Source organism: Ruegeria sp. F11 (assembly GCF_056533855.1).
Genome location: NZ_JBQFOW010000020.1, coordinates 1 through 25,090, shown reverse-complemented (window position 1 = coordinate 25,090; position 25,090 = coordinate 1). Strand labels below are relative to the sequence as shown.

At 55.1% G+C, this 25,090-nt stretch carries 26 protein-coding genes and 1 pseudogene; 17 read left to right on the top strand and 10 right to left on the bottom strand.

The window, feature by feature from the left end:
- Positions 1-129 precede the first annotated feature (129 nt).
- The gene (locus ACR0NJ_RS19620) at positions 130-762 is read left to right on the top strand and encodes a tyrosine-type recombinase/integrase (protein WP_480818799.1); all 633 of its coding nucleotides are present in this window, start codon (positions 130-132) and stop codon (positions 760-762) included.
- A 209-nt stretch (positions 763-971) separates the two neighbouring features.
- Here ACR0NJ_RS19620 and ACR0NJ_RS19615 read toward each other — a convergent pair whose 3' ends face one another.
- From ACR0NJ_RS19615 to ACR0NJ_RS19605, 3 genes are all read right to left on the bottom strand, one after another.
- Positions 972-2,375, bottom strand: coding sequence for an alpha/beta hydrolase (locus ACR0NJ_RS19615; protein ID WP_480818783.1), 1,404 nt, complete (start codon positions 2,373-2,375; stop codon positions 972-974).
- 26 nt (positions 2,376-2,401) lie between these two features.
- Positions 2,402-3,148 carry an outer membrane protein gene (locus ACR0NJ_RS19610; protein WP_480818782.1) on the bottom strand — a complete coding sequence of 249 codons (747 nt, stop codon included), beginning with the start codon at positions 3,146-3,148 and terminating at the stop codon, positions 2,402-2,404.
- Between the two features lie 68 nt (positions 3,149-3,216).
- Positions 3,217-4,290 carry an AraC family transcriptional regulator gene (locus ACR0NJ_RS19605; protein WP_480818781.1) on the bottom strand — a complete coding sequence of 358 codons (1,074 nt, stop codon included), beginning with the start codon at positions 4,288-4,290 and terminating at the stop codon, positions 3,217-3,219.
- Between the two features lie 478 nt (positions 4,291-4,768).
- On the opposite strand from ACR0NJ_RS19605, the gene ACR0NJ_RS19600 reads away from it, so the two are divergent.
- Genes ACR0NJ_RS19600 through ACR0NJ_RS19580 form a run of 5 tightly spaced genes read left to right on the top strand, consistent with a single transcriptional unit; the run spans position 4,769 to position 8,521 of the window.
- On the top strand, positions 4,769-5,824 hold the full coding sequence (locus ACR0NJ_RS19600) for a DUF1214 domain-containing protein (RefSeq protein ID WP_480818780.1): 1,056 nt from the start codon (positions 4,769-4,771) through the stop codon (positions 5,822-5,824).
- Between the two features lie 17 nt (positions 5,825-5,841).
- On the top strand, positions 5,842-6,852 hold the full coding sequence (locus tag ACR0NJ_RS19595; RefSeq protein ID WP_480698878.1) for a DUF1254 domain-containing protein: 1,011 nt from the start codon (positions 5,842-5,844) through the stop codon (positions 6,850-6,852).
- A gap of 40 nt (positions 6,853-6,892) precedes the next feature.
- Positions 6,893-7,681, top strand: a complete 789-nt coding sequence (locus tag ACR0NJ_RS19590; protein ID WP_480818779.1) for a transporter — start codon at positions 6,893-6,895, stop codon at positions 7,679-7,681.
- 49 nt (positions 7,682-7,730) lie between these two features.
- Positions 7,731-8,195, top strand: a complete 465-nt coding sequence (locus ACR0NJ_RS19585) for a phosphate-starvation-inducible PsiE family protein (protein WP_480818778.1) — start codon at positions 7,731-7,733, stop codon at positions 8,193-8,195.
- Positions 8,171-8,521, top strand: a complete 351-nt coding sequence (locus tag ACR0NJ_RS19580) for a hypothetical protein (RefSeq protein WP_480698874.1) — start codon at positions 8,171-8,173, stop codon at positions 8,519-8,521. Before ACR0NJ_RS19585 ends, ACR0NJ_RS19580 begins: the two co-directional genes overlap by 25 nt.
- A 147-nt stretch (positions 8,522-8,668) precedes the next feature.
- Here ACR0NJ_RS19580 and ACR0NJ_RS19575 read toward each other — a convergent pair whose 3' ends face one another.
- From ACR0NJ_RS19575 to ACR0NJ_RS19565, 3 genes are all read right to left on the bottom strand, one after another.
- Positions 8,669-9,412, bottom strand: a complete 744-nt coding sequence (locus tag ACR0NJ_RS19575; protein WP_480818777.1) for a CPBP family glutamic-type intramembrane protease — start codon at positions 9,410-9,412, stop codon at positions 8,669-8,671.
- Positions 9,413-9,419: 7 nt separating this feature from the next.
- Positions 9,420-9,959, bottom strand: coding sequence for a GNAT family N-acetyltransferase (locus tag ACR0NJ_RS19570; protein WP_480818776.1), 540 nt, complete (start codon positions 9,957-9,959; stop codon positions 9,420-9,422).
- Positions 9,960-10,024: 65 nt separating this feature from the next.
- Positions 10,025-10,603: a sulfurtransferase gene (locus ACR0NJ_RS19565; protein ID WP_480818798.1), complete on the bottom strand. Its 579-nt coding sequence runs from the start codon at positions 10,601-10,603 to the stop codon at positions 10,025-10,027.
- A 120-nt stretch (positions 10,604-10,723) separates the two neighbouring features.
- Here ACR0NJ_RS19565 and ACR0NJ_RS19560 point away from each other — a divergent pair, with 120 nt between their 5' ends.
- Entirely contained in the window at positions 10,724-11,431 is a 708-nt protein-coding gene (locus ACR0NJ_RS19560) for an IS6 family transposase (RefSeq protein WP_480818775.1), read from the top strand.
- 52 nt (positions 11,432-11,483) lie between these two features.
- On the opposite strand, the gene ACR0NJ_RS19555 is transcribed toward ACR0NJ_RS19560, so the two are convergent.
- A complete protein-coding gene (locus ACR0NJ_RS19555; protein ID WP_480818774.1) occupies positions 11,484-12,200 on the bottom strand; it encodes an alpha/beta hydrolase in 717 nt (238 codons plus the stop codon).
- A 159-nt stretch (positions 12,201-12,359) separates the two neighbouring features.
- On the opposite strand from ACR0NJ_RS19555, the gene ACR0NJ_RS19550 reads away from it, so the two are divergent.
- The 4 genes from ACR0NJ_RS19550 (at position 12,360) to ACR0NJ_RS19535 (ending at position 16,045) form a co-directional block, all read left to right on the top strand.
- Positions 12,360-13,034, top strand: coding sequence for a class I SAM-dependent methyltransferase (locus ACR0NJ_RS19550; RefSeq protein ID WP_480818773.1), 675 nt, complete (start codon positions 12,360-12,362; stop codon positions 13,032-13,034).
- Positions 13,035-13,056: 22 nt separating this feature from the next.
- Complete coding sequence (locus tag ACR0NJ_RS19545) at positions 13,057-13,935, top strand: alpha/beta fold hydrolase (protein WP_480818772.1); 879 nt, start codon at positions 13,057-13,059, stop codon at positions 13,933-13,935.
- 365 nt (positions 13,936-14,300) lie between these two features.
- Positions 14,301-15,287 (top strand): CmcJ/NvfI family oxidoreductase, encoded by a 987-nt coding sequence (locus tag ACR0NJ_RS19540; protein ID WP_480818771.1) that lies wholly within the window; start codon positions 14,301-14,303, stop codon positions 15,285-15,287.
- Between the two features lie 29 nt (positions 15,288-15,316).
- Positions 15,317-16,045, top strand: a complete 729-nt coding sequence (locus ACR0NJ_RS19535) for an SDR family NAD(P)-dependent oxidoreductase (protein ID WP_480818770.1) — start codon at positions 15,317-15,319, stop codon at positions 16,043-16,045.
- A gap of 150 nt (positions 16,046-16,195) precedes the next feature.
- Here the strand turns inward: ACR0NJ_RS19535 and ACR0NJ_RS19530 are convergent, their stop codons facing one another.
- Positions 16,196-17,008: a glutathione binding-like protein gene (locus ACR0NJ_RS19530; RefSeq protein ID WP_480818769.1), complete on the bottom strand. Its 813-nt coding sequence runs from the start codon at positions 17,006-17,008 to the stop codon at positions 16,196-16,198.
- A gap of 357 nt (positions 17,009-17,365) precedes the next feature.
- Here ACR0NJ_RS19530 and ACR0NJ_RS19525 point away from each other — a divergent pair, with 357 nt between their 5' ends.
- Entirely contained in the window at positions 17,366-18,133 is a 768-nt protein-coding gene (locus ACR0NJ_RS19525; RefSeq protein WP_480818768.1) for an MEDS domain-containing protein, read from the top strand.
- Positions 18,134-18,467: 334 nt separating this feature from the next.
- On the opposite strand, the gene ACR0NJ_RS19520 is transcribed toward ACR0NJ_RS19525, so the two are convergent.
- Positions 18,468-18,953: a helix-turn-helix domain-containing protein gene (locus ACR0NJ_RS19520; protein WP_480818767.1), complete on the bottom strand. Its 486-nt coding sequence runs from the start codon at positions 18,951-18,953 to the stop codon at positions 18,468-18,470.
- Between the two features lie 675 nt (positions 18,954-19,628).
- On the opposite strand from ACR0NJ_RS19520, the gene ACR0NJ_RS19515 reads away from it, so the two are divergent.
- The 4 genes and pseudogenes from ACR0NJ_RS19515 (at position 19,629) to ACR0NJ_RS19500 (ending at position 23,143) form a co-directional block, all read left to right on the top strand.
- Positions 19,629-20,552: a LysR substrate-binding domain-containing protein gene (locus ACR0NJ_RS19515; RefSeq protein ID WP_480818766.1), complete on the top strand. Its 924-nt coding sequence runs from the start codon at positions 19,629-19,631 to the stop codon at positions 20,550-20,552.
- Between the two features lie 279 nt (positions 20,553-20,831).
- Positions 20,832-21,050: pseudogene (locus tag ACR0NJ_RS19510) on the top strand (c-type cytochrome); the annotation flags it as partial.
- A 358-nt stretch (positions 21,051-21,408) separates the two neighbouring features.
- On the top strand, positions 21,409-22,413 hold the full coding sequence (locus tag ACR0NJ_RS19505; protein ID WP_480818765.1) for a hypothetical protein: 1,005 nt from the start codon (positions 21,409-21,411) through the stop codon (positions 22,411-22,413).
- 55 nt (positions 22,414-22,468) lie between these two features.
- Positions 22,469-23,143 carry a M35 family metalloendopeptidase gene (locus ACR0NJ_RS19500; protein ID WP_480818764.1) on the top strand — a complete coding sequence of 225 codons (675 nt, stop codon included), beginning with the start codon at positions 22,469-22,471 and terminating at the stop codon, positions 23,141-23,143.
- Here ACR0NJ_RS19500 and ACR0NJ_RS19495 read toward each other — a convergent pair.
- On the bottom strand, positions 23,140-23,763 hold the full coding sequence (locus ACR0NJ_RS19495) for a hypothetical protein (RefSeq protein ID WP_480818763.1): 624 nt from the start codon (positions 23,761-23,763) through the stop codon (positions 23,140-23,142). The two genes, ACR0NJ_RS19500 and ACR0NJ_RS19495, sit on opposite strands and share 4 nt — an antisense overlap.
- Here ACR0NJ_RS19495 and ACR0NJ_RS19490 point away from each other — a divergent pair.
- The gene (locus ACR0NJ_RS19490; RefSeq protein ID WP_480818762.1) at positions 23,725-24,891 is read left to right on the top strand and encodes a hypothetical protein; all 1,167 of its coding nucleotides are present in this window, start codon (positions 23,725-23,727) and stop codon (positions 24,889-24,891) included. The two genes, ACR0NJ_RS19495 and ACR0NJ_RS19490, sit on opposite strands and share 39 nt — an antisense overlap.
- Positions 24,892-25,090 lie beyond the last annotated feature (199 nt).

The following is a 25,090-nucleotide window of genomic DNA, read 5'->3' as shown; positions in this document are numbered from 1 at the left end:
TTGTCTATTGATCCAGCGGCGATGACAAACCTCATGCATCTCTGACTCCAGCGCTTCGCTCCAACTGTAAAATTGTCCCGTCAGCGCGGTGCTGATGAAGGGCGCGGAGGGGGGATCGGAGAGCAAATCATGCCAAGAGTCCAACTACCCGCAGTCACCCCCAAACGAAAAGCATGGAACAAAGGCCGCATCATCGGTCAGAAGCGGCCCCTGTTGCCTAAACAGGTTTGGGCGATCCGGGCACGGCTCGAACTAGCCAGTAACCTGCGCGACCTTTGTTTGTTCAACGTCGCCATCGACAGCAAGCTGCGCGGTTGTGACTTGGTGAAACTGGCTGTGTCTGATCTGGTGAAGGATGGTCGCGTTCGCGAACGCGTCTCTGTCATCCAAAGCAAGACCAAGCGACCGGTCCAGTTCGAACTGACAGAAAACACGCGCGAAACTGTCCTGGTTTGGGTCAAATCGCCCGAGATGTTTGCGTGTCGTTTCATGTTCCCCAGCCGTTTCCATGACCGCCCGCACATCTCGACCCGCCAGTACGGACGGCTCGTTCGCGACTGGGTGACGGCAATCGGACTTGAGCCGAGCGGATACGGTACGCATTCGCTCCGCAGAACAAAGGCAGCGGAGATTTATCGAAAAACTGGCAACCTCCGGGCCGTACAACTGCTACTGGGTCACGCCAAGGTAGACAGCACTGTCCGATACCTGGGCGTTGAACTCGAAGATGCTTTGAGCATCGCTGAGCGCACCGATATCTAAGCCACCTTGGCGAACGGCCTTGCCGTTCGCCATATCAAAGCGGGTGTCCGTCTATCGCGCGGCGTTGGTCGGTGGCAAGCCCCACTTCCACCGGTGCTGCGCGTTACTCAAACGTCAGCTTTGCGCTGAGCATTCTAGGTGCGTTGTGAGTCTCATAAAATATAATCAAAATCTGGTTCCAGTGGTTCTAACCCCTTGGAATAAAAGTGCTATCTGCCATTTCGATAACGTTGTAGTATCTGAGGGTAATTCGGTGGAAAACTCCAGACAGCTTCGCCGGGAGCACGCACAAGCCCGCGCGCTTTAGGATCTCGCTCCGTAAGCAGAGAAATGAACAGGTCACTGCTGGCCCAGGGCGAAGACCGAAAGTACCAATGCCCGTTTCCTGTATCGGCCGCTTCGGCCTCGGTCACGTCGATGATGTGTAGGGTTTTCATCTCAGACAGTCGACGCTGGAACAGAGACCCATTTATGGCTTCATCGGAAACCTGACCCAGACGGTCGCGACCGAAGACCAACCGCGACATCGCCAGCGCTGAATCGGTCTGCGATTGATAGAGTGTCACATCTGTAACGGCATCCAATAGGCCGTCTTCAATCGATTGCAAAAAGTAGCTTCGATCAAGATCGCTGCTGATCAGGATCAGCCGTCCCAGCCGCGGCTTTGGTTCAGGCTGCAAAGCAATCTGATAGGCGGCTTCAAATGCGAGCCTGGACCCAGCGCTGTATCCTATAAGGTGAATGCGTCGGGCGTTGGTGTTTGCCGACAGGTATTCGACAAGAGACCGCAAATTGCGACGCGTCGCCAATGCAGATTCCTGATCCCGAAAATACGCCAGGCGTTTGGGTGTAGCGGGCCAGTTGTAGCTGATGAAAGCGCCCTGATAGCCCAAAAAGTGCTGCAACTCTTTGGAAACAAGGGTCGAGTAATCGAAATCGACATTGTAGCCATGTATATAGATGAAAACGTCTTTGTTGCGAGAAGCTGCAAGCTGATCGTCAACCCGTTGGGCAAACCGAAGACCGGCCGCTTTCATCTCCTGTTGCGAAGGTGGATCGTTCATGTAGCGCGTGACGCTGAACGGCATGATACCAATCTCTTGTACGTCAGATAAACTGAGCGTGTAGTCCTTAGCGCGGTCGCGCGTCATAGTAACGTGGCGAAGCTTTTCCAACGTCGCCAGCGGGGGGTTGCTTTGCACATCGGCAACGCCGGTGCGCAGAATGTGACCGCGCTCATTGTTGTAATAGGCTTGTGGGTCGCCGGGAACCGCCGGCAGCCGATCTGTGGCGTAGAATAGCTGCGAACGTTGCACGAAATTGTCTGCCGTGATGTCCGTGTAAGGGTCAAAAGCAGCTTCGGCATAGACCGTTGGGGAGGGCATCAGCTCAATTTCGTCATAGATATTTGGCCCGCAGGCCGCAAGGACACAGAACGAACACACGGTTGCCGCAGGTAAAGCTCTGGCAATCAGTCGCCTCGTCGTTCCTTGCCTCAATTGCCTTTGTCCGACTGTTCGCATCCGGCTGCAATTGCCTGGCCCCAACATGTCAGAATCGCTGCTCGCGTCTTGGCGCAACTTCGACACTTCAGACCTGTTTGTGTTCGGCATGGCCACCTTTCGCATAATACCTTTACTCAGAAGCTGTATGTCACACCCAACACGGGTCCGGATTGTGAGAGCTTGAAACTGCTGTCACCTTCACCTTTGTCGACCATGATGTAGCGATAACCTGCGCGCAAATTCCACTTTGGAGTGACGGCATAACCTATGGTAGCTACAAATTGCGCCGTTTCGCGATTTGAGCGAAATCCGCCATGGTCAGCCAAGGCAATTGCCGACCAGCGGTCATTGATCTGATACCGGATACGGGCTGCAATCAGGGGGTCGACCCAATCGCCGCTGGATTTTGAACTTAGTGCCGTGGTCGGGCCACCAACTAGAGTGATTGTGCTGCTGGTATCAAACCAACGAAACCCACCCCCGAGATCCACACCCAGAGCTTGGTCCTGATAGACCGTGTACGCCGCATACCCGCTGAAGAACTGTGTCTTCAGGCTGGTTTCTGCGCCGCTGAACACCGGGCCAGGGGTGTCGCCTTTAAATGTCAGATATGTGCGCATATAGTCTGCGATCAGTGACCATCGACCGTGTCGCGCCTCAACTGTGCCCATAAAGGCGAGGTCCAGATTCTCAAGTGCGTCGCTGAAGCTCAGTTCCGATTCCAAGGGGCCAATGGTTGTCTCGGTATCCGCGCCATAGATGTAGAAGCTGCCGTAGAAGCTCCAACTAGAGTCCTGAGCCACTGCTGGAGATCCGTAGAGCAGCGTAGTCGACGCAACCAGAAAGCTGCCCAAGAAACTCCTTACCTGTGTGAATTCCATGACCTGCTCCCCTTATTTCAATCCCAAGTTTGAAACGCGGCAAAAAGATGAGCCGCGTCGTATTCCTGTTACGTTTCACAATTGCATTCGACCGGGTCGAGTATCGGAACAGATGCCTTAGCGAAGTTCATTTCACGGGCGCGAAACTCCGACGGTGTCTGACCCGTCCATTTCTTGAAGGCCCGTGTCATTGCGGTAGCGTCAGAATACCCCAACTGAGCAGCGATATCGCCCACCGACAATTCAGACTTGGAAAGCAAGTATTTTGCCTGGTCACATTTGGCTTCGATGACGATGCGAGACAGTGATGTTCCATAGGCAGCAAGCCGTCGGTTGAGAACCGCGCCTCGAAAACCGCATGCTTTGGAGAGGGTTGTAACCGACAAGTCCGTGCGTCCGACCATTGAATTGGCAACGCTTTGGATCGAACTCAACAGGTCTGTAGGCACAGGGTTTTTGTCGTCCTGAGTGGTCGACACATAATCGGTCGCAGTTCGGTTAACCAGTTCAAACAAAAGCCAGGCACTTGGGAAGCGGATGGAATACCCGTCTGTGCCCGCGCCTACCGCCCGGATACCGTAGAAGTAAGACGGGAGCAGATCAGGACGGTTCACCCGCACAAGAACCTTATTCGCCTCCCAACGTTGGCCTGCGGTTTCATGCAGCAACGTAGCCCATCGACTGATCTGAAACGCATCCATATAGGCGGGCGAACAGCATGGCGTGAACCTGCGTTTGGCGGACAGCACGGCGAACTCGCCAGAGACATCAAGTGTTATGGTGACCGCATTTGTATTGTTTCCCGCATGAACGCAGAACCTGGCAATGAAATCAGCCAGCGATTTTGCGACGCGAAAGGCCTGTCCGAATGGGGATGCAATCGTCGGATCTGAAGTTTGACCAACAAGTGCTGGAAAGTCTGGGGATGTCTTTTGTGCGACGGCTTCAAACACGGCATAGACAGTGTCGTGCGGAATGAAACAACTCGGAGCGCTCAACTCCGAGAAGGATAGATCGAATTCCGCAAGGAGATTTTCTACAGATTGACCGGATTCTTGAAACGCAAGCAAAAGCGGGATGATGACCCGCCCGCGTGTAAGCGGTGGTGTTCTGTGTTGAGCATGCGCGTCCTGCCCTGTCATCATAACTCCCTTAGGTATCGCAACTGAAAGGCCGGGCAGGTCAAGCATAGACCAGCGCGGCTCAGTGTCCCTGACCTGCGTCAAAGCTGAAGTCACTTTTTGAGGTAAAAAGGTCAGGTGCCCGCTGGTAGAGGCACAACCGAATGGAACCACGCTACCCGCAGAGAGTACGCTCTAACAGGCTGACATCACAACATGAATAATAGGCCCGCCGCTGGGTCAATACACAAAGAGAGTATCTAGTTGCTGGCCGGCGCGCTGCCGCTACCTGTCATTTTGGGCCAGTTTTCGGAGGTGGCCGCTCCAATCTGTCAGGGCATACATTCCAACTTTGTGGTTTGTTGGAGAGAGATGGCCACGGCTTCAATTGTAGCGTTTCAAAAACAACAAAATGAGAGGCGCGAGAGTGCGCATTTGATCAGCTGCCGGGACCATCAAGCAATACATTTCTGTAATTGGCTAGTGGAGCGGACAAACTATGAATCCCACGCACAAACACTGGAAACTTGCTGCTTTAGCTGCTCTGATCGGAAGCACAGCGACCGCTCAGAGCTTTGATACCACGGTCGATGTACTTGCAGAGACATACGAAGTGCCCATTACCATAAACAACTTTGTTCGGGCTGCTACAGACAACGAACTGAAGACGTACAATGGCCTGGCCGGAGGCGTAAATCAGTTCTTTCATTTCAAAGAACCCACCCCCATCGACAATCAGCCCACCATTCGGATGAACCGCGACACGCTCTACAGCGTTGCGGTAATTGATATCAGCAAAGGCGCAACCTTGACTCTGCCCGATGTGGGCGACCGATACATGACGACGATGGTGGTCAATCAAGATCATTTTATTAATGAAGTGTTCGACGGTGGCGGTGTGTTCCAGCTTGACATGGGTACATTCCATACCCCCTACGTGCTTGTTTTCATGAGAATACTGGTGGATGCTGAGAGCCCCAAAGATGTTGCGGCGGTCAATGCAATTCAGGACGGTTTCACCATTGATGCTGCCTCCGCGACACCCTTCGAGATGCCCAATTACGACGCGGATAGCTTTGAGGCCCTGCGCCAAGCCGCAGTTGAGCTGGGCAGGTTCGCCACAGACAGCGCCCGGACTTTTGGCACGGCAGATCATATAGACCCATTACGCCATTTCCTTGGCACAGCAGTCGGCTTTGGTGGACTGCCCGAAGACGAGGCCTTTTACCTCAATATCGAGCCCGGCCTGCCGCTTGGAGAATACAAAATCCAGGTCCCAGCGGATGTGCCAGTGAACGCGTTCTGGTCCGTGAGCCTCTATAATGCAGACGGGTTTTTTGAACTCAATTCCCTCGACTCGTATGTGGTCAATTCGGTCTCTGGCACCAAGAATGATGATGGCAGTGTGACCGTGCATTTCGGCGGTTGCGACGACGGACGCGTGAACTGTCTCCCGATCATGGATGGCTGGAACTATGCCGTGCGCCTTTATCAGCCGGGCCCAGAGGTCATCGACGGAAGCTGGGTCTTCCCCTCCGTAGAACCCGCAAACTGAACAACAGGATGCTTACGATGAAAAAGCTTCTTCTGACAGTCGCGCTTACACTCCCGACAGGCGTTTGGGCCGAAGACATGGTCGATGTGACCGTCGACACGCTTGTGCGTGCCGAGACAGATCACATGTTTCGCACCAACATGGCCAATCTCGGCCTCGCTGTTGGCGAGTTAGGGCATATGCGCGAAGCCACCACACCGGACAACCAGCCGGTTATCCGCATGAATCAGGACACGCTCTACTCCGGCATCTTGCTGGATTTGAGCAAACCCGTCGAAGTGACGCTCCCCGAGGCGGATGGCCGCTATATCTCGATGCATGTCATCAATCAGGACCACTTCATGTATGCCGAGGCAGAGCCCGGCACCTACCAGATCACTGAAGAAGACCTAGGCACACAATTTGGTTTCATCGCGTTTCGCACATTCGTCGATGTGACCGACCCGGATGATATTGCCGCCGCGCAAGCGGCACAGGATGGAATTATCGTCAGTGGCGGTGGAACGGGCCCGTTTGATGCGCCCAACTGGAACACCGAACAGCTTGCCACTGCGCGTCAGGCGATAAACGACTTATCCTTGCTGGGCACCGATACAGCACGGGCCTTTGGCAGAACCAAAGACGATATTGATCCGGTTCAGTTTCTGGTCGGCGCGTTCTCGGGCTGGGGCGGGCTTCCGCCTGAGGCCGCGATCTACATGTTGGACGCGGTCGATCAGAATGACGGCGAGACACCACATGCGGTAACGGTCAAGGATGTGCCGGTTCGGGCGTTCTGGTCGGTGACTGTCTATAACGGTGACGGCTTTCTGGAAGCCAATGATCTGGGCGTAAACAGCTATAACGGCTACACAGCCGAAGCGGCAGAGGACGGCTCGGTCACGTTGCATTTCGGCGGGTGCGACGATGGCCGCGTGAACTGTCTACCGATTACTCCGGGCTGGAACTACGCGATCCGCCTCTATGAGCCGGAGGATGCAATCCTGAACGGTAATTGGGCCTTCCCGAAGTTAGAGCCGATCAACTAGGCCACTCGCCCAACCCGCATTTCAAAAGGAGTACACGGCTATGCGTCGATCCCCTACTCTTTTGGGGCTGCTTTTTGCAGCCAGTGCCGGAACCACAACCGTTGCAGACGAGGCATCCGATCTGGCCCAGGAACTAGCCAATCCACTTGCGGCAATCGTCTCGGTTCCGTTTCAATTGAACTATGATGAAAATCTGGGCGTCTCTGATCAGGGCTCGCGCACCACGCTGAACTTTCAACCAGTCGTGCCCTTTCAACTGAACGATGACCTTAACCTGATCACACGAACTATCATTCCATACATCTGGCAGGAAGACGTTGTGCCGGGCACACGCCAGGAAGGGTTAGGAGATATCCTGTTCTCTGCCTGGTTCTCGCCAATCGGAACCGGGGACGTAACGTGGGGCGTTGGTCCCGTTGTGCGCTTTCCAACCTTTAGCGACGTATCGAGTGATACATGGGCCGCTGGGATTACCGGGATTGCCCTGCGGCAGACGGGGCCGTGGACCTATGGTGCGCTGGCCAATCATCTGTGGGACTTGGAAAGCAACCCCGACACCCCTACGAATGTGAGTTTTCTTCAGCCCTTTCTTGCTTATTCCACCGAAGGCGCGTGGACCTATTCGCTGCAAAGCGAAAGCACCTATGACTGGGAAACTGAAGCCTGGGCTGTGCCTATAAACGCTTCGATCTCCAAGCTGGTCCAATGGGGGGCGCTGCCAGTCAATCTGCAAGCGGGGGCGGGCTACTGGCTGGAAGCGCCCGAGGTGGGTGCCGAGGGCATTCGCCTACGATTGCAGGCTCAGGTCGTCTTGCCCAGAGGCCGCTGACGTTTGGCTGAAGGATTGTTCATGAAACGTCGAAAATAGGGAGGTCTTGATGGCCGATCAGATGCAAAGCAATGCGCAAGCGCATGTCGAGCTTGACCCAGACCATGAGGATCTGATTGTCAGAAGCTGCAATCGGCTCATTCGACATGCCGTTCGTGTGATGTCTTTGTTCATGGTCGTTGTAATCGGATTTGCCGTCATCGACGCCGGCTACTCGTTCTACATCAAGCTTATAAGTCCGCCGGTCCTGGTTCTTGACGTCAGTGATCTGTTGGAGGTTTTTGCGGCCGCGCTTGTCGTACTGATCGCCATCGAGATTTACACGAATGTCACGCTTTACCTGACGGCCGATGTCATACATGTGAAGCTGGTAGTTGCAACTGCCCTGATGGCCGTTGCCAGAAAGGTCATCACACTCGACACGACGGACCTGGAGCCGCTTTATTTCGTTGGGTATTCTGGACTCGGTCTGGCGTTTGGAGTCACGTATTGGTTGTTGTGGCGTGGCAAGTAGGAATTTCCAAGGACGCCTTTATCGATGCTAGCCTAAGCGAAATCGTCGACATTGGTGTTTTTTTGAAGCTGCAATTTGCTACTTATTCAGCCAAAGAAAAAACGTTCGACAATCCCAAAAATCCGAAAGCAGACCTTGGCACTTGTCCGACGAAAGATCGCTTCGTCCGCGTCTCGAACGTCTGTACCACCAGCAGCGAAAACGAGGTGCCGGTTCGGTCCAAATTGGTGCCAGTTAACGACTGCTTCGGTGACATGCGCTGCGTCGCAGCAAGGTGTGTGCCGCGACTGCTAAAATATGCTGCGTCAGCACCGTCCAGAAAGTGAACTGCGGCTTTGTCCCGCCCTGAAGATATTAAGAGCCTTCGAGGTTGAGCAGTCGCCGCGAATGTCGGCAATGCGGGCTGCTGTTGCAGCAACAAAAGGTCGTGTTCAAGGTCGGCTCTGGGCCGTCAGCAAGCCGCCAGCGGCTTGCTAATCGCAGTGACAAACCAAGATCAGTGTCGCGATCAAGACCATTATTACCGCGACGCTCTGCGGATCGAAATGGGATCCCATGACAGGGAACGCCATCCAGCTCAGATTGCTCATGGCGTGGAACAGCGAGGTTGCGAACACGCTCTGGCCGCCGTGGACGAAAAGCCAAAGGATGATGATTCTGCGGGAGATCGTGCCGACGGTCCACCACGCGATCCATTCCCATGTGCGCCCTGCCTGCGACAGGGGAATGATGTGCCACAGGACAGTCGCGACACCAAGAATAGCACCGGCAGCAAGCAAGCCATGCGAAACATAAAGCGCGCGGGCGGCGTAGCCCGTCCAACCGAGTTCCTCGACCGTCGCCGCAAACAGAAACAGTGCAAACAAAACTAGTAGTTTGCCCGGATCCAACTGAAGGGCTGGCAGGTCTTGCCCCGTTGCGAGAAGCCAGACGCCAGATAGGACCATCACCAATGGCATCGTACCAACTGCGACAACCCATGCCCATGGCCGCATCGCAGTGGCGTCAACCGACCTTCTCCAGAATCGTCTGAGCGCCTGAACTCCGCCGAAACGCAGAACCAGAACGGAGGCCGCCATGGCTGGAGCAACCACCATAAGTGAACTTAGCGGAAGCGTAGGTAACACCCGAATATCGGTCAGTGGGCCAAGTGCCCAAAAAGGAAGGCTCACGACGCCGGTTAGGACGAAGAACACAAAGGGGCTTGCGGGTGTCATCGCGGGCTTAGTCTGCCACGGGCTGCTTCAATGGGAGCACGTAGAGTATTAACTCATAGGCGACGCCCTTGGACCTGCCGATCTTTTGGAAGCCACAAGATTGAAGCAAACGGTGCGACGCTTTATTTGGCACATCAACGGATGCAACCAGCTTGGAAATGCAAAGGGTATCGCGAGCATGGTCGATCACGGCGGCCAAGGCGCGGTGGGCCAACCCTTGCCCCCAAAATCGGGGGCCAAGCGCAATGGTTGGCTCAATGCCACCCGCCAGCTCTGGAATATCTTCAAGAGGGCCAGTCACTGGCATCAGGCCGACGATGCCCGCGATCTCCTTCGTCTCCGTTTCAATCACCCACAGTCCCAGACCTTCCGGGTCGCGACGGTTGCTGTCTGCAAGGAATGCAGCGATTTCGGGTGGCGTCAGAATCCTGTCATCACAGAGAAATCGTCGCACTTCGGGCGTCGTCAAGAGGGTCAGTACCTGCCCAGCATCCGCCTTTGTTACCGGACGTAGGCAGTTTGATCCACATGGCAATACCGTCTTCACTGCGCAAACTCCTCCGCCGTGAATTTATCCGTTGTACACGCCCGTTGGAATGGGCGCGCACTTTGTCAGGATGTGGCTTTCGGCAAGGAGGGATCGCTGCCCCACTCCGCCCAGGATCGATGGTACACCCGTACTCGTGGGAACCCTAAAAGACGCAGCGCAACGTAGCTGTGCGACGAAGCGAGGCCATTCTGGCAATGCATGATCACATTGCTCTCAGGCGCAATACCGTGGCGTTCGAAATGCGCCATCAGCGCATCGGCGGGCAGGAACTTTCCATCCTCGTCGAGGTTCTTCGCCCAAGGCACATTCAGAGCCCAAGGGATATGACCCTCATCAAACATATGTGTTGGACGGACATCGATAAGTACCGCATCCGGTGCACCGCGATGCTCTAAAACATCTTCGGCGGTTGCATGGCGCCGGGGGCTCGGTGCAGCCTGGAAAATGACACTTTCCGGTATTGAGGCTTTCGTTGAATTCGGTCCGCCAGCGACTTGCCACGCCGTCCACCCACCATTCAGAATGGAGACATTCTGATGCCCGAGATATTCAAGGAGCCAAAACATGCGAGCGGCGTGAAATCCGCCGCGATCATCGTAAACCACAACGATGCTGTCTGCATCTATGCCAAGGTTGCCAATAATGGCTTCGATCTCTTGGACTGATCGAAGGGATCCGTCGATCGGGCTGTGGGGCGCGACGACGGTCTTGTCAGAAGAACTTTGCTTGAGCGGGGCAGGGTGGTTGCGTAGCTTTTGCCCATGACCAGACCTGCCTCCTTCAAATACTTTAAAACCAGCCCCGAGATCATCCGCCTTGCGGTGATGTTGTACATCCGATTCCCGCTATCGCTTCGGAACGTTGAAGATCTGTTGCACGAGCGAGGCATCGACGTGAGTCACGAAACTGTCCGGTATTGGTGGAACAGGTTCGGGCCGATGTTTGCTGCTGAGATAAGGCGGAAGCGTGTTCAGCAGCTGCGCGCGTTCTCCAAATGGAAGTGGCATGTGGACGAGGTTTTCGTGAAGGTGAATGGCAAGAGACACTACCTCTGGCGGGCCGTCGATCACGAAGGCGAGGTGCTGGAAGCCGTTGTCACCAAACGCCGAAACAAAGCTGCAGCATTGAAATTCCTCAAGAAATTGATGAAGCGGCACGGTTGCGCCGAAGAGATCGTCACAGATCGCTTCGCTTCCTACAAGGCTGCGCTTAGAGAAATGGGCGCGCTCGAAAAACAACAGACGGGCCGTTGGCTCAACAACCGCGCCGAGAATTCGCACCTGCCTTTCCGACGAAGAGAACGCGCTATGCAGCGTTTCAGACGGATGCGAAGTTTACAGAAATTCGCGTCCGTCCATTCCTCCGTCTACAATCACTTCAACCAGGAACGATCGCAAGCCAGTCGAGACACCTTCAAGCTGACCCGCACCGCCGCTCTTAGCGAGTGGCGTCAGCTTTGTTCGGGATAGGTTCGCGGCTTCCACGGCAAACTGAGACTGGTTCGAATTCGTCTGACAGCACCTATCGGATGGCTACTGGCCCCGCCGCCGAGATCGCCAGAAGCGAAAAACGATCAGTACCGAGCGCTGCAACCATATCCTCCAGTAGCTGGACCTCGTCCTCGAGCGTCTCGTTTGGATACGCATCACGGCTGAGGCCCGAGCCAGGCCGGTCATAGCGCAAAATACGCAACCCTTTGCCCAGGGTCAGGAAGAACTCCTGAATATCCGGATAATCGTGCCACAGATCAGATGCGGTGACCCAAAATGGAGGGATTATGACCAGCGGGCCGTCGCCGTGAACCGCATATCCGATAGAGCGGCCTTTTCGATCTGTTATATAGCCAATCTCAGGCGCACCTATCTCGGTAGCCTGTGCATCAATGGGGGCGGGCACAGCAATGGGTGTGGGCTGTTGAGGATCGCCGGACGGCGACTCCATCTGCCCGTCAAAGCGATACCCGATCTTCGGTAGCGTGCGAATAAATCGCTGCGAACGCCCATCGTCGCCGATTGCCTTTCGCGCGCTCTTGATACGGCTGGTAATCGCATCGTCCGAAATAGCGCGCCCACCCCAGATCTGCGCGACAATCTCGTCTTTGGTGACGGTCCGACCTTCGGCCCGTACCAAAAGAACCAGCAGATCAAAGACCTGAGGTTCGATATGCTGCTCAACCTCATCGCGCACCAGCGTGCGGCGGTCGAGGTCCAGAATGCAGTTGGAAAAGGTGTAGATCACTGGTTCTCAACCTCAAACTTCAGTGGGGCAGCCCTCCGCAGAGTGTTCAAGAGACCTCAATATCCAGCGTTTCTTCATTGCTTCTCCAGAACTCCACCAAGTGTGTAACGTCAATCCCGGACATGGTTTCTGCATCTTCACTTGGGAGAAAGCAAAACTATGTCTTTCTATAATAAACATATCCTTCCCCGAATTGTCGATTGTGGCTGTGGCGGATGCGCCTTTGAAGGGCAACGCAAACGCATCGTTCCCAAGGCGCAAGGCGTCGTTCTGGATTTGGGAATTGGCACGGGGTTGAACATTCCGCTCTATGATGTGGACCGCGTCACCAAACTCATAGGGTTGGACCCCTGCCAAAGCAGCCTCAACATAGCGCAGAAGCTGGCTGATCGTTCGAACATTTCTGTCGAATTCGTACAGGGCTTTGGCGAGGACATCCCTCTTGCGGATGGCTGCATTGATACGGTGGTGCTGACATACACGCTCTGCACGGTTCAGGATGTATCAGCGGTGCTGAGCGAGGTCCGGCGTGTGTTGCATCCAAATGGAGACGTACTGTTTTGCGAGCATGTCAACGCGCCAACGCCCTGGATGTCACGTGTGCAGGATATCGTACAGCGTCCCTGGGCCTCACTGCTTGGCGGATGTCAGTTGAACCGCCGCGCGGCCACTGCCCTTCGCCGCGCAAAGTTCCGTGTCGATGCAGACACCCATAAGTTGAGCGGTGTGCCATTCCCAATCGCTTGGCAAACAACCGGTCAGGCAAGGCCCCTGAGGCCAGGTGAGCGCCCTGACCGCTGCCCGACAGGCCCCGATCTTCGTCTGTCTATCTAATCCCTCAATCGGAGTGAATTTCATGACCAAACATGTATCAATCGACCATTTTCCTTGCATTGATTGCGGAACCGGAGCACCCATTTTGTTCATCCACGGCGCGGCTTGCGATCACCGGATCTGGGAACCTCACGTACAGAACCTGTCGCGGCGGTACAGATGCATTGCTCCGACCTTACGCTGGTTCGGGCAGTTCGACTGGCCCGAAAGTACGTTGGAGTTCAACGAAAAAACCCACGCGGTTGACCTTGCCTCCATCATCGAAAATCTCGATTGCGGCCCGGTCTTTGTTGTGGGTTGGTCCTATGGTGCAAACGTCGCACTGCGCCTTAGCGTCGACAGACCCGACCTGATCTCGGGCGTCGCGGTTTATGAGCCCAGCTCTACAAGTCTTGTAGGCACTCCCTTGGGCATCGCAATGCATCAATTGAGCATGCAGGAAACCTTCTTCCCTGTCACGGAGGCCGCCGCATCGGGCGGCGGGATTGCAGTCTTGAAGGCCTTTATCGGCGCTGTGGGTGGGCCTGATAGATTCGGAAAGCTTCCGCCGAACCTTCGCCAAATTTGTTCAGACAACGCGCATACGCTGATCCCCTTACTCCGTTCAAAGCACCGGTTTTCTTCGGTGACGGCCGCCGAACTTGAAACGCTATCGATGCCGATTCACGTGGCGTGGGGTGAGCAATCAGGCGATGCCTGGACGATCCCAAGCAAGGCCGCGGCCCAACTCACGAATGTGTGCGGTTATGCAATTCCCGAAGCCGATCACATTTTGCCGGCAAAAGACCCAATGACTTTCCTGTGCTGGTTGGACAGCCTGCTTCATCCGGGTCCCAAAAAAATGCTAGACTTTGCAACCGAGGCGAACGTTGGCAATGCGAGTTGCAACCGCAGCATCTGAGATATGGGTCGAGTGACAGCATTGGACCCGTATCACTCCGATGACGCAAAACGTTTAAATCAGTTAAGGGCGGCCTGTGTGGGCAACCCTCTTAAGCGTAGATCTAATTGGTTTCAGCGATTTTCCCCGGCACTGTCGAAATCTATGCCGGGACACCGAACTCGTCATTAATGTCGGTAGACAAGGAACTCCGCAAGAAGGTATGCCGTTTCTTAGTTTTAATATATTTTGATGTACATTGCTGTATAATTATTCCAGTTTTGCCTATAAAGAATATCGATCTGATCGAAACACAAGCTTAATACTCTGGCAATAAAGCATACGGCTGTGATGCCTTTAAGGCCGTTATTTGAAAGGGTGTACAAATGAGCTTGATTGCACAAGCTGAGCTGGTTGGAGAGTTCACTTATCTGGATGCCGCAACCCAGACGTCTTTGCTGCGCAACGGCAAAGTGTACACACGGCGCGACAACAGTGGGTCGGATGATCAATGGGTTGGCACCACCTTCGATAGGCGCGAGGTACGCGTGAGCGATGCCCGTGCATTTGACGGTGTAGCGCGGCACCGACTAGACCCCAACGGTTTCGAGCTATTGCAGCGGTCTCTGGACGGTGCCGACATTGACTTTCTTGATAATCGGCAGGTGGTGCGACGCTACTACCCGCAGTGCCAGGAGATCATTCGCCAGGTTACCGGTGCCAATGTCGTGGCGGCATTCGATCACAATGTCCGTTCGGTTTCGGGTAATCGAAGCAGGCAGCGGATTGCTGGTGGACAGCAGGTACAGCCGCCGCTGCATATGGTCCACGGAGACTACACTATGACCAGCGCGCCCCAGCGGTTGCGGGATCTGACCCGGTCGCCGACCGGCAATGACACCTACAGGTCCGTTTTGGCAGAGGGGATGGCGCTGCTTGACCCCGACGCGGTGGAAGCGGCGATCAGCACAGGGCGCTATGCCATAATCAACTTGTGGCGGAACATCGACCACAAACCGGTCATGACCGATCCTTTAGCCCTGTGTGACGCCGCGCTTGTCAGCCCGCAGGATCTAGTGGTGTTTGAAATCCACTATGCGGACCGGGTCGGCGAAAACTACTATGCCAAATACTCGGATCAGCATCAGTGGCTCTTTTACCCCGAGATGACGCGGGATGAGGCGCTGCTGATCAAACAATGGGACTCTGCCGGTGAACTGTCCCGCTCCAGGGGGGCAAGGGCGGACAGTTCTCAGCCTGATGGTGCCTCGACCTTCAGTTTTCACAGCGCCTTTACCGACCCGTCCGTCGAAGACGACGCCCCGGACCGGTGGAGTATCGAGGTGCGCTGCGCCGTCCTGTACGACGCGTAACAGTTGATAACTTCGACCTGAGGGATGCTATGCCGCCTGTCTGTGCAATCGTCGGAGCCGGAGAAGGTCTTGGCGCCTCGCTGGCGCGTAAATTCTGCAGCGAAGGGCTGGACATCGCCCTGATCTCGCGCAGTGCAGAGGGCAGCGCGCCGGCAAAGGCCGCCGCTCTGCAGGCGCGACCGGGCGCGCGGGTGCAGTATTACCGCGCTGACGCCACCGACCCCGCGACGGTCGAACAGGCCTTGTCGGACGCCGCCAGTGAACTGGGTCAGATCGACGTGCTGATTTACAACGTGCGGGACACCTTCACCGCCATCGACCCGCTGGACATGAGCTATGACGCGTTGGAAGCGGTTTTACGGCTCGAGGTCGTCGGTGCCTTTGCCGCGGCAAAAGCGGTTCTGCCCGCGATGCGGGACAGAGGCCGGGGCAGCGTGTTTTTCTCAAGCTCGACCGCCGCGTTTCGGGGGTCAGGCAAGATGCCGCTTTATGCGATCGGGAAATTCGGCTTAAGGGCGCTGTCGCAAAGCCTGACCCGCGCCTATGCGAAGGATGGTGTCCATATCGTGCATGTGCGACTGGACTGCGATCTGGATGTTCCGGTGATGCATGACCGCTATGGCGACCGCTACGATCCCGAGACACTGGCGCAGCCGGACGATGTGGCGCTCAGCTATTGGCACACATATCTGCAGCCGCGTTCGGCCTGGAGCAACGAGATTGAACTGCGCCCCTATTCGGAAACCTGGACGTTCTGAGCATCCGCGCTCATCCGTCGGGTTTGGGGCCTTCGGGCTCCCCTTTGCCACGTCCACAGGTTTGCCCGCCGCACAGGCATGTCCGGATGGCGGGGCAGAGCGGAATGCCGCTGGGATCTTCGGGGCGGCATTCCAACCCGTGACAGGGGATCAGTCTGCTGATTCAACCTCGGCGATATAGTCGCGCTTGTCGCCGGTGTGCACCAGACCGGTGTTGTGACCCCCATGGGCCTCGGTGCCTTTCAGAACCGCGGTACGCCGGGTGAACGTCACCTTCAGTTCACCGCCCAGAACCTGGCGGATCGTCTCATATTGCCATTCGCTGACCTGCTGTGCGGCGGGGCGTTCCGAGATTTTCTCGAACCAGTCACGCGTCTTGGGGTGCTTGGCCCAGACGGTGTCGGGAATAATTCCGCCGGCCTCGTGCGAGACGAATTCGTGGAACGCGGCCAGATCGCCATAGCTGATCTGGTCGCCGCACAGATATTCGGTGTCCTTCAGCCAGTAGTTTTCCAGCAGGTCCATGGCCTCGTACAACAGGTGCTTCCCTTTGCGTACTTCGGCGGTGAAATCCTTGTCCGCCCCGTAGATCATCGGCGCGAAGATCGTCCAGTGGAACGCGCCCCCGCCCAGACGCAGCGTGTAGGCGTACCATTGCACGAACATGTTGATCCGCGTGCGCGCGTGGAGCGATCCGCCGAACCAGTGATCGGCACAGTTGTATTTCTCGTTCAGATAGCGTCCGATGGCGACGTTTTCCCAGACCCGCAGGTCGCCATCACACAAGATCGGCACCTGACCGGTTGGGTTGTATTCATCCCTGAACTCCTGCCGTTCGTTGATGTTGGTGGTGATGTCCACGACCTCTTCATCATGCGGGATGTCGTTTTCGATCAGGAACTGCAGAGCCGTGCGGCAGGGCTGTGACGCCGGATGGTGCAAAAGTCTGACTTTATCTGTCACCTGGTGTGTCCTCTCTGTTGAAGGTCCGGCTTTTCGGGCCCGGTTCAGCCAGGGCATCGGTGCCGGACGTGTTTACCGAACGAAGATCAGACAAATGGGCTTCCTTCGGAATTCACTGGTGTTGAACGTTAGCGTTGACTGCGACAATGTGTCAATAAAATCTATTAAAAGATAGAAAAGTACAATTAAGTATATCTGGGGTCGTTAGGTCTTGTCCGCCTTGACCCTTCGGATATAGTGGGGCCAATACGGCTGTGGCCGTGCAGAAATTGCCTTTGAGTCCAACAGACTGTGGGACGTGCCCGCGCAAAACCCGGTCCGGTATCGGAACCGGAAAACATGTCAGAAGGAGCGACTGTGAAACCGCAAACCGATCCAGGCTCTGAGCTTCTGAACATCAAGGAAGCCGCCGCCATCCTGAAGGTCAGCGAGGCATCGCTGCGCCGCTGGACCAATTCAGGTCGTTTGGTTTGTCAGCGCATCGGTATCAAGAAAGAGCGCCGTTTTCGCCGCGAGGACCTTATGGCCTTTCTGGACGGTAACGCCATGGCGGATGGCGACACCTCTCAGACTGGTCGCCCGAGCGAGGTTTTGCTGGAAGGTGTGGCCATTGAGTATGGCAACCACATCTGCACGCTTTATGAAAACGATCTGGGGCGGCTGAAGTGGTCGGTGCCGTTTCTCGCCGATGGTCTTCGCAATGGCGACGGATGCTTTCTGATCGCAACGGAAAAGGTGCGTGCTGAAATTCTCGGCCATATCGGTCAGGCCTGGGACGGGTTGCCCAATGCGATTGAAACCGGCCAGCTGGTCCAGAGCAGCGGTCTGCCCGATGGGGAAGAGATGTGCCGCTATATCGAACGCAATATATTTACGTCGACGCGCGCTGGATGGCGAAGCTTTCGGTTGCTGGGCGACATGAGTTGGTGCTTGGACTTGGGAATGAGCCATGCTGATTTGTTTGCCTACGAGCGGCAATTCAATCATGAGGTCGGTCACCGTCACCCGTTGGTCAGTGTTTGCCAATACGACACGCGCGATTTCACCGGACCCGCGGTGTTAAATGCGCTGAAATGCCATGAAGATACATTTAAGTTCCCATTGTCGCGATTTCTAGCGTCGTGAATGTGCGTTTTGGGAGATTAAGCTTGGGACGACGTTTCTAGACCAAAAGTCTTGCGAGTTGCCTAGGCTTGGGTTCGTTTCGATGCCTGGTTGGAGACTGAACCACTGTTTGAATTTCTGTGTTGAGATCGGGTGGCAGTCGGCGCTGCTAGTCAGGTTGGAGTGTTCTTGGGTGAGTGAAACGCCTTAGCGCGGCGGGAAGGTTGCGAGGCAACTTTGTCCGGGCTCTTCGGACCAGTGTCCGTCTTCCAGCCTCTCTCTTGCAGCGAACGTCTCCTTGATGGGCGTGTCGCAGCATCGGTTGCCGACGGTCAATGACCGGTATGGGCCGCAATCACCTAGCCGTATTTGGTACGAGAACTCTGTCTTTTTGAACCTCTCTTGGACTTACGCCAAGCGTTTGTCGGAACATATAGCTGAACGCGCTTGTCGACTCGTATCCCATGTCGAACGCTACCGAGGTTACGCTGGCACCCGATGCAAGCAGCGAGACAGCATGAAGAACCCGCACGTGCCGCAACCATTTTGACGGCGGCATGCCCGTTTCTGCAATAAAAAGGCGTTCAATGGTCTTTCGACTGGCAGGCACATCTGACAACCATGCTTCCACCGAACGAACGTTGCCAGGGTCGTCAAGGGCAGCTTGAGCAGGCCGCTGAAGTCGCGCGTCTTTCGGCAAAACCAGACTGAGCGGTACGTCCTTCGCTGCGAGCAGCTCGTGCCTTAGAAGGGTGTGCAGGGCAGTGTTGTGATCGTTCGTGCGCGTATTTGTGACCTCGGGCATTGCGGCAACAAACAATGCATCCAAAAGCGGCGTCATGGCCACAACTCGGGAGTTGGGCCCAAGTTGCTTGGCCTCGTCGCGGTCTTGTCAGATTAAATTGATCTGATACCGTTTAAGTTGCCTGTTCTTTTGTTTCGCGCCGCTCTGCAAAGTCTTTTTCTTTACAGATTAGTTTCTTGCGAGCTCTCGTTCGAAGAGAGTGCCAAGAAGGACGGCAGAATGTGATTCCTCTGACATTACCCTGCAACCGGTTCGAATGTCTGGTTCTTTACGTCAACCAAGAGATGGCATTGGCGCAAAACTTTCTGTTAATTTGCTTGAAAAGACTTCAAATGAAGGCGGAGGCATGTATGGGGCTAAAGATGATCACGCTGTGAGCGCCCCGGCGCCACACTGCCTTTTCGCTGGAACTCGCTTCGACGTCGCGCTCAAACCCTATGTCCGCCAGCATGTGCGGGGCGCTCAGGGCAAGATGCTCCAGTTGCTTTTGTAGCCGCGAGTCAGGTGTTTCTACCCGTGACATAGGCATACATTTTTTGCACACAGCTAAAACATCCGTGACTTTCCTAATCGACGAACCATTCCCGAGCAGACCGGTTAACATAGAATTTTCCTCATGCTTTCTAGCTTGACTGAGGGATACCGCGAGTGGAGACTTTCTAGCAAACCAAGATTTTGCATCCAAAGGATTAGAAAAAATGAGCCTTATACATGACAAGACTACCACCACTTAACGCCCTCAGGGCCTTTGAAGCCGCAGCACGTCACTGCGGCTTTGTGGGTGCAAGCGAAGAGCTCAATGTGACGCGCGGCGCGATCAGTCGGCACGTCAAGCTGCTGGAAGACCATTTGGGCGTTCAGCTCTTTGAGCGGCTGGCTCAGGGCGTCCGGTTGACGCCAGCGGGCACCGCGTTTCTGCCCACTATATCGGAAGCTTTTGGCATGATCGGGCGCGCAGCGGAAGAAGTTTCCGCGGATGCCAACGAGTTGCGCATCGTTTGCCCGCCGGGGACGTCAATCAGGTGGTTGCTGCCAAAATTGGAAGGTTTCAGAGAAGCTCATCCAGAGTTCAATGTGAGTCTGATAACAGATTTTTATCCAGATGGCGGCTTCGACCCAATCAATGCTGATATAGGTTTCTCTATATCCAACTTGTCGAACCGCTCGCATGATCTTGAGGTGCAGACACTTTTTCCGATCATTCTCACCCCGGCCTGTACGCCGGACTATCGTCGCAATAAGTCGCTGAAATCTCCTGAGGCGCTTGCCGACTGTGAATTGCTGCACGAAACAAGAAGTCACTCCGACTGGAAGACATGGGTCGGTGCTTTCCGGAACGTAGGCGTAGACCCGGCTAAAGGTCAGGATTTTCCCAACATTGACATCGCAACCAAGGCGGCGGTCATGGGTGTTGGAGTTGTGATGGCCGACCTTGTCCTGTGTCGCGAAGAATTGCAATCGGGAACGTTGGTTGCCCCGTTTCCGGACATGGTGTGCAAATCGTCTGACGGTGACATCTGCCTCCTTGCCGGACGTCATAAATGGCACTCTCCCAAGGTTGAGGCTTTTCGATCTTGGGCCTACGAGATTGCGGAGGCGGACCGGTCTGCTGCTGAACAATTCTTGCATGGGTAGTGTCCATGCAAACCGAAAGCAGTCATTTAACCGATGGCCCTCAAAGGCGGCTTTTGTCCGCATTGGGTGAGTTGGCCAGAACTCAGACTTCGCGTTTGCAGCGAATGGCTGGTTCGACGGGCCGCACCGCAGCGTTGCTATCATCGGGTGAATGGCCGGTATGGGCCGACCTGAAGATCTTTATCTCGGCGAACGTGTTTATGCTGCACTGGCTCGGAGGTCTGCATCGAGCCCACATTGACCGATGTTGCACTATGCATGAAGGTCAGCTTGCGTGATACCTGGCACCACGACAACCAGCTTTTATTCGAATACACCCAACTAGGTGGCGAGGCCGCGTTGGCCGCGCGCGGCGTCGACGGCTTTGCGAGTGGCATGCCCGGATTTGGGGATACCCTCACCAACGACGATATTTGGGACATTCTCGCCTATATCCGTTCAACTTGGCCTGAACGTGTGCAGGAAATTCAAGCGGGCCGCAACCCGCCGCATCAGTGACGCAATGTCGTGGAGGTCTTGTCAGAAGAACTTGGCTTGAGGCGGGCAGGGCGGTTGCCTAACTCACAAACCGGGTTGTCGAATAAGTGTACGCAAATTGCTGCAAGCGCACGAACGACCAATTTAGGGGTGTCGGCAGGTAGCCTGTGTAAGTCGACATAAGTCCGATAAAGGACCGTTTTTTCGGCCATATGAGACGTACTGAAAACTGAAACTTGGCGCGCTCAGAAACGCCAGGAATTTGATCGGTACGGCGCACCACTGGATTGAAATGTAGCTCTGTGTTACAATCTGGAATTATTTTTTCTCATTGGCCGCAAAAATTTTGGCCTCAATCTTAGCATTGGAATGAGTTGTTATGGCAGAGAGCCTCTCCTCCGTTTCATTGATTGCGAACCCTACGCTCAATGCAAACCCACGCCGATACAGCAGCGAAGATACAGGGAATATCAACCGGGTAATCGGTCAGTTGCGGATGTTTCTTCCATGGAAACCAATTCGATACGGCCAGCGTTACCTTGTGTTGGGCCACGAGGGTTCAAGATCGGCTGTGAATGCTGATTTTTATAATCATGAAAGTTCGACGATCAACCCGGTCCCCGAGACACTTTACGAATTCGCCGCGCCTCCAAACGCGCCGAGTCAGGAATATGCTCTCAAGGAAATCGCCACCCATTTCGATGTCAGGCTGATCAGCCAGCAACTGCTGCAGCGTAACATCAATTTTACCCGCTTCATGAAACGGGCTTCTGCATTTGCTATCTGCAACCGGCTGGAAGACGCGCTTATTAACGGCAACAGCGCGACCAATCCGGAAGAATTCGATGGCCTGCGACGGCTGGTGGATATCGGTATGGGACGGCAGATCAACGCCTCCCCCGGGGATCGATTGGATGTGCTGGATGAAGCAATGTTCGATATCCGCTCGCGGGCCGGACGGTGCGACCTTATCGTTATGAACTCTCGCGCCGTACGACGCCTGCTGCAGCTTCAACGCGATAGCGGTTTTCGGCCAATTATTCGCCAAAGCCGCAAGCTGCGCGGCTCGAGAATAGCAATCTATAACGGTGTACCGATTGTACGAAGTGATCACATCCCAACCAGCACCAACGGCACGACGTCGGTCTTCTTCCTCACGCGGGGACAAAATGGCGTCTACGGTATTATTCCACGGCGGCGGGTCAGGATCCGCCGTGGCAAAAAGCGCGGGCGCGTAGTATGGCGGCCATCGGGTATCCGGTTTACCGCCGTGGTGAATTCTGCTGATCCGACTCGAGCCTACCAGGCGCGCCTGTTCGCGGCCTGTGTCTCGGAAACGAATGACGGCCTCATTGAACTGGCCGACTGGAATGTAAACGGGTAGGCGTGCAATGTCCTATCAGCATGCTGACATATCGTCGGACAGGGGAGGGGGGGTGTTGCCCCGCCGTCCAGCCATCTTGAAAGGCTGCTCTTCTTTCAAGCGCAAGAAACTGGAAGGTTTTTATGCTTGCGCCTATCTTTACGCAAAATCCGCCGAGTTGTTTATGAACCGGCTCGCCTCGTACCCGGCACCGGACCGTCGCCACATTTGGAACGAGCGGAAGAAAGTTAGAACCGACGATATTTTCGACGAATACAGCGGTGCGCCAAGTCACTGGTTTGGGCGCTACGCCGAGGCAAACTTTCGATTTGTTCGTATAACATTCAAACGTGTCACCGACCGTTTCGAAAAAGGTTATGATTTTGGCGGCAAAAAACGTCCGGTCAAATTCGCTTGCCTTATGGAGGCCACGGGCCGGTGCCGAAGTTCGTTGCTTGCCAATGCTTCGATCTACGGGACAATTCGGGTTTGCCCTCGGACGCTGCGCAAATCCCTGAACGAAGGAGCATTGGTGATCCTGCATGAGATGCTGCACCAGCGGCTCAGTATCGGCGACCAGAGGGATCGCGTTTGTAACCGGGGATCCGACGCCCGGTGCTACCGCATCGGCGCACGCAAGTTGGTGCGGGCGGGCAACTTGCGTAAGGCCCTGCGCAACAACGATAACTACGTATATTTTGCAAGAGGAATTTATCTGGCTCAGAGGATGCCATGGACCGCGACGAACTAAATGCCCTTGTGGCGGAGGACATGAACGACATCTTTGGTCTCGACGATGCAGACGAGGCCATGGACGCCCGTCGCGGGCGGCGTAGGCACCACCGACGGAGACACCGCAGATATGCCCCTTGTAGCTGCCCGCAATGTTTGATGGATGACGACGATGCGGATGAAGATTTTGACGATGGCGATTTTGACGATGTGACTGTCGAGGGTGAACACGAAGACGGATTTGACGACGACGACGATGACGATCTTGCGTTGGACGGTTGGGATGACGCCTTCGAAGACGATGATGAAGACGAGGACATGGACGCCCGGCGTGGCAGGCGCCGACGGAGACGCCGCAGATATGCCCCCTGTAGCTGCCCGCAATGTCTGATGGATGATGACGAAGACGATAGTGACTGTGCGTGTAAAGATCGCGAAGACGACTTCGAAGATAACGACGAATTTGACGATGGCGAAGACTTCGCGCTCGGTGAATGGGACGACATTCTTGACGACGACGAAGACGAGAATAACGATGCGCGGCGCGGCAGGAAAAGAAGACGTCGTAGATACGCGCCCTGCAGTTGCCCCCAATGCCTGATGGATGATGATGCGGGAGAAGATTTTGATGACGAACACGACGCGTTCGAAGACGAGTACGACGATGACGACGACGATTTCGATGACGAAAATCTAGATGAACTGGATTGGGCGGGCGAGGACTTAGACGACGATGATGATGGCGACGAGGATCTGGACGCCCGGCGCGGTCGTCGCGGAAGGCGCCGCAGATACGCGCCTTGTAACTGTCCCCAATGCCTGATGGAGGACGCCGACGACGAAGACTTCGAGGCTGACTGCTCGGACGACGAAGACGCCGAGGAGGACGCCTACGACGACGAAGACGCAGATGAGGGCGACCTCGAAGATAACGATCTTGATGACGCCGATGGCTGGGGCGAGGATTTCGAGTCGATTGCCGAAGACGATTTCGACATCGATGATGCCGATGACCATGAGGATGAAAGCCGGCACCTTGACTTCGCGACCGACGATTCCGAGGCGGTCGACGATGAAGAGGCTTTTGACGACGGCGGTTTTGAATATTTCGACGAAGTCGAGATGGATGACGATCAGGACGCGCGCGAGCCTGTCTGGAAAGGATATTTTTCATCAAAAGAGAAGAATGACATACGCAAAGCATTGAGAATTGCCGAGAAACAGGCGAAACGAGCCAAATGTGTGTTTGATCGAATCGCCAAGCAACGCGGCGGTTTGTTAAAACGGGCAAGACGCCGTCGCTCGGCCTATTTCAAAATGCCTTTCGTTTACATGTTTTTCGGCAGAAAAGCCGTAACGCAAGGTGAAATCCGGCGGATGCATCGTCGGGTCAAGCGTATCGAAAGATCGCTCAGGAAGCGGAGAATCCGTTTCGTCAGAGCCGCGTACGACGACAAACAATGCAAGCGGGGAAATTCGGCCTTTGTCCGTGCTGCAGGCGGTATAAGAAAGCTTTATATTTGCACGAAGTTTCTTCTGAAGAGTCCGGAGAGCATGGCGCGTACGATTATTCACGAAATGGTGCATGAAATCGGCTTTTGCCACTATTCCAAGACAGGCAGGGTGCGCTGCACGAAAGCCGGTGCTAAAACCCCTTCGGATTGTATATCGCTGGCGCGAAAACATCCCAGGAGAGCCCGCAAAAACCCCCAAAACTACGTTCACCTATTTGACCGCCTTTCAAAATCTGCCAGGACTGGTTGTTAGTATTTGATGCGTTGTTGGAATTTGACTGGAAGATGCAGGCTTTGCTCAAAGACGTTGGGGTTCTTGGGCTGATTGGCAACAAATTACGCCTGAAAATTTCCAGCAACATGAGCCTCCCCAACTGAACGGGTCCACCGTTATGTTTAGGAGACGGAGGACTACGAATGGCAAACAAGCGACCGAGGCCCGAAGAGATTGT

Coding starts and splice junctions, on each gene's coding strand:
- ACR0NJ_RS19615 (WP_480818783.1), bottom strand. CDS start 2,375: ATGCCGAACACAAACAGGTCTGAAGTGTCGAAGTTGCGCCAAGACGCG.
- ACR0NJ_RS19515 (WP_480818766.1), top strand. CDS start 19,629: ATGACAAGACTACCACCACTTAACGCCCTCAGGGCCTTTGAAGCCGCA.
- ACR0NJ_RS19540 (WP_480818771.1), top strand. CDS start 14,301: ATGAGCTTGATTGCACAAGCTGAGCTGGTTGGAGAGTTCACTTATCTG.
- ACR0NJ_RS19605 (WP_480818781.1), bottom strand. CDS start 4,290: ATGACAGGGCAGGACGCGCATGCTCAACACAGAACACCACCGCTTACA.
- ACR0NJ_RS19550 (WP_480818773.1), top strand. CDS start 12,360: ATGTCTTTCTATAATAAACATATCCTTCCCCGAATTGTCGATTGTGGC.
- ACR0NJ_RS19620 (WP_480818799.1), top strand. CDS start 130: ATGCCAAGAGTCCAACTACCCGCAGTCACCCCCAAACGAAAAGCATGG.
- ACR0NJ_RS19610 (WP_480818782.1), bottom strand. CDS start 3,148: ATGGAATTCACACAGGTAAGGAGTTTCTTGGGCAGCTTTCTGGTTGCG.
- ACR0NJ_RS19575 (WP_480818777.1), bottom strand. CDS start 9,412: ATGACACCCGCAAGCCCCTTTGTGTTCTTCGTCCTAACCGGCGTCGTG.
- ACR0NJ_RS19520 (WP_480818767.1), bottom strand. CDS start 18,953: ATGACGCCGCTTTTGGATGCATTGTTTGTTGCCGCAATGCCCGAGGTC.
- ACR0NJ_RS19535 (WP_480818770.1), top strand. CDS start 15,317: ATGCCGCCTGTCTGTGCAATCGTCGGAGCCGGAGAAGGTCTTGGCGCC.
- ACR0NJ_RS19600 (WP_480818780.1), top strand. CDS start 4,769: ATGAATCCCACGCACAAACACTGGAAACTTGCTGCTTTAGCTGCTCTG.
- ACR0NJ_RS19585 (WP_480818778.1), top strand. CDS start 7,731: ATGGCCGATCAGATGCAAAGCAATGCGCAAGCGCATGTCGAGCTTGAC.
- ACR0NJ_RS19505 (WP_480818765.1), top strand. CDS start 21,409: ATGGCAGAGAGCCTCTCCTCCGTTTCATTGATTGCGAACCCTACGCTC.
- ACR0NJ_RS19595 (WP_480698878.1), top strand. CDS start 5,842: ATGAAAAAGCTTCTTCTGACAGTCGCGCTTACACTCCCGACAGGCGTT.
- ACR0NJ_RS19560 (WP_480818775.1), top strand. CDS start 10,724: ATGACCAGACCTGCCTCCTTCAAATACTTTAAAACCAGCCCCGAGATC.
- ACR0NJ_RS19545 (WP_480818772.1), top strand. CDS start 13,057: ATGACCAAACATGTATCAATCGACCATTTTCCTTGCATTGATTGCGGA.
- ACR0NJ_RS19590 (WP_480818779.1), top strand. CDS start 6,893: ATGCGTCGATCCCCTACTCTTTTGGGGCTGCTTTTTGCAGCCAGTGCC.
- ACR0NJ_RS19490 (WP_480818762.1), top strand. CDS start 23,725: ATGGATGATGATGCGGGAGAAGATTTTGATGACGAACACGACGCGTTC.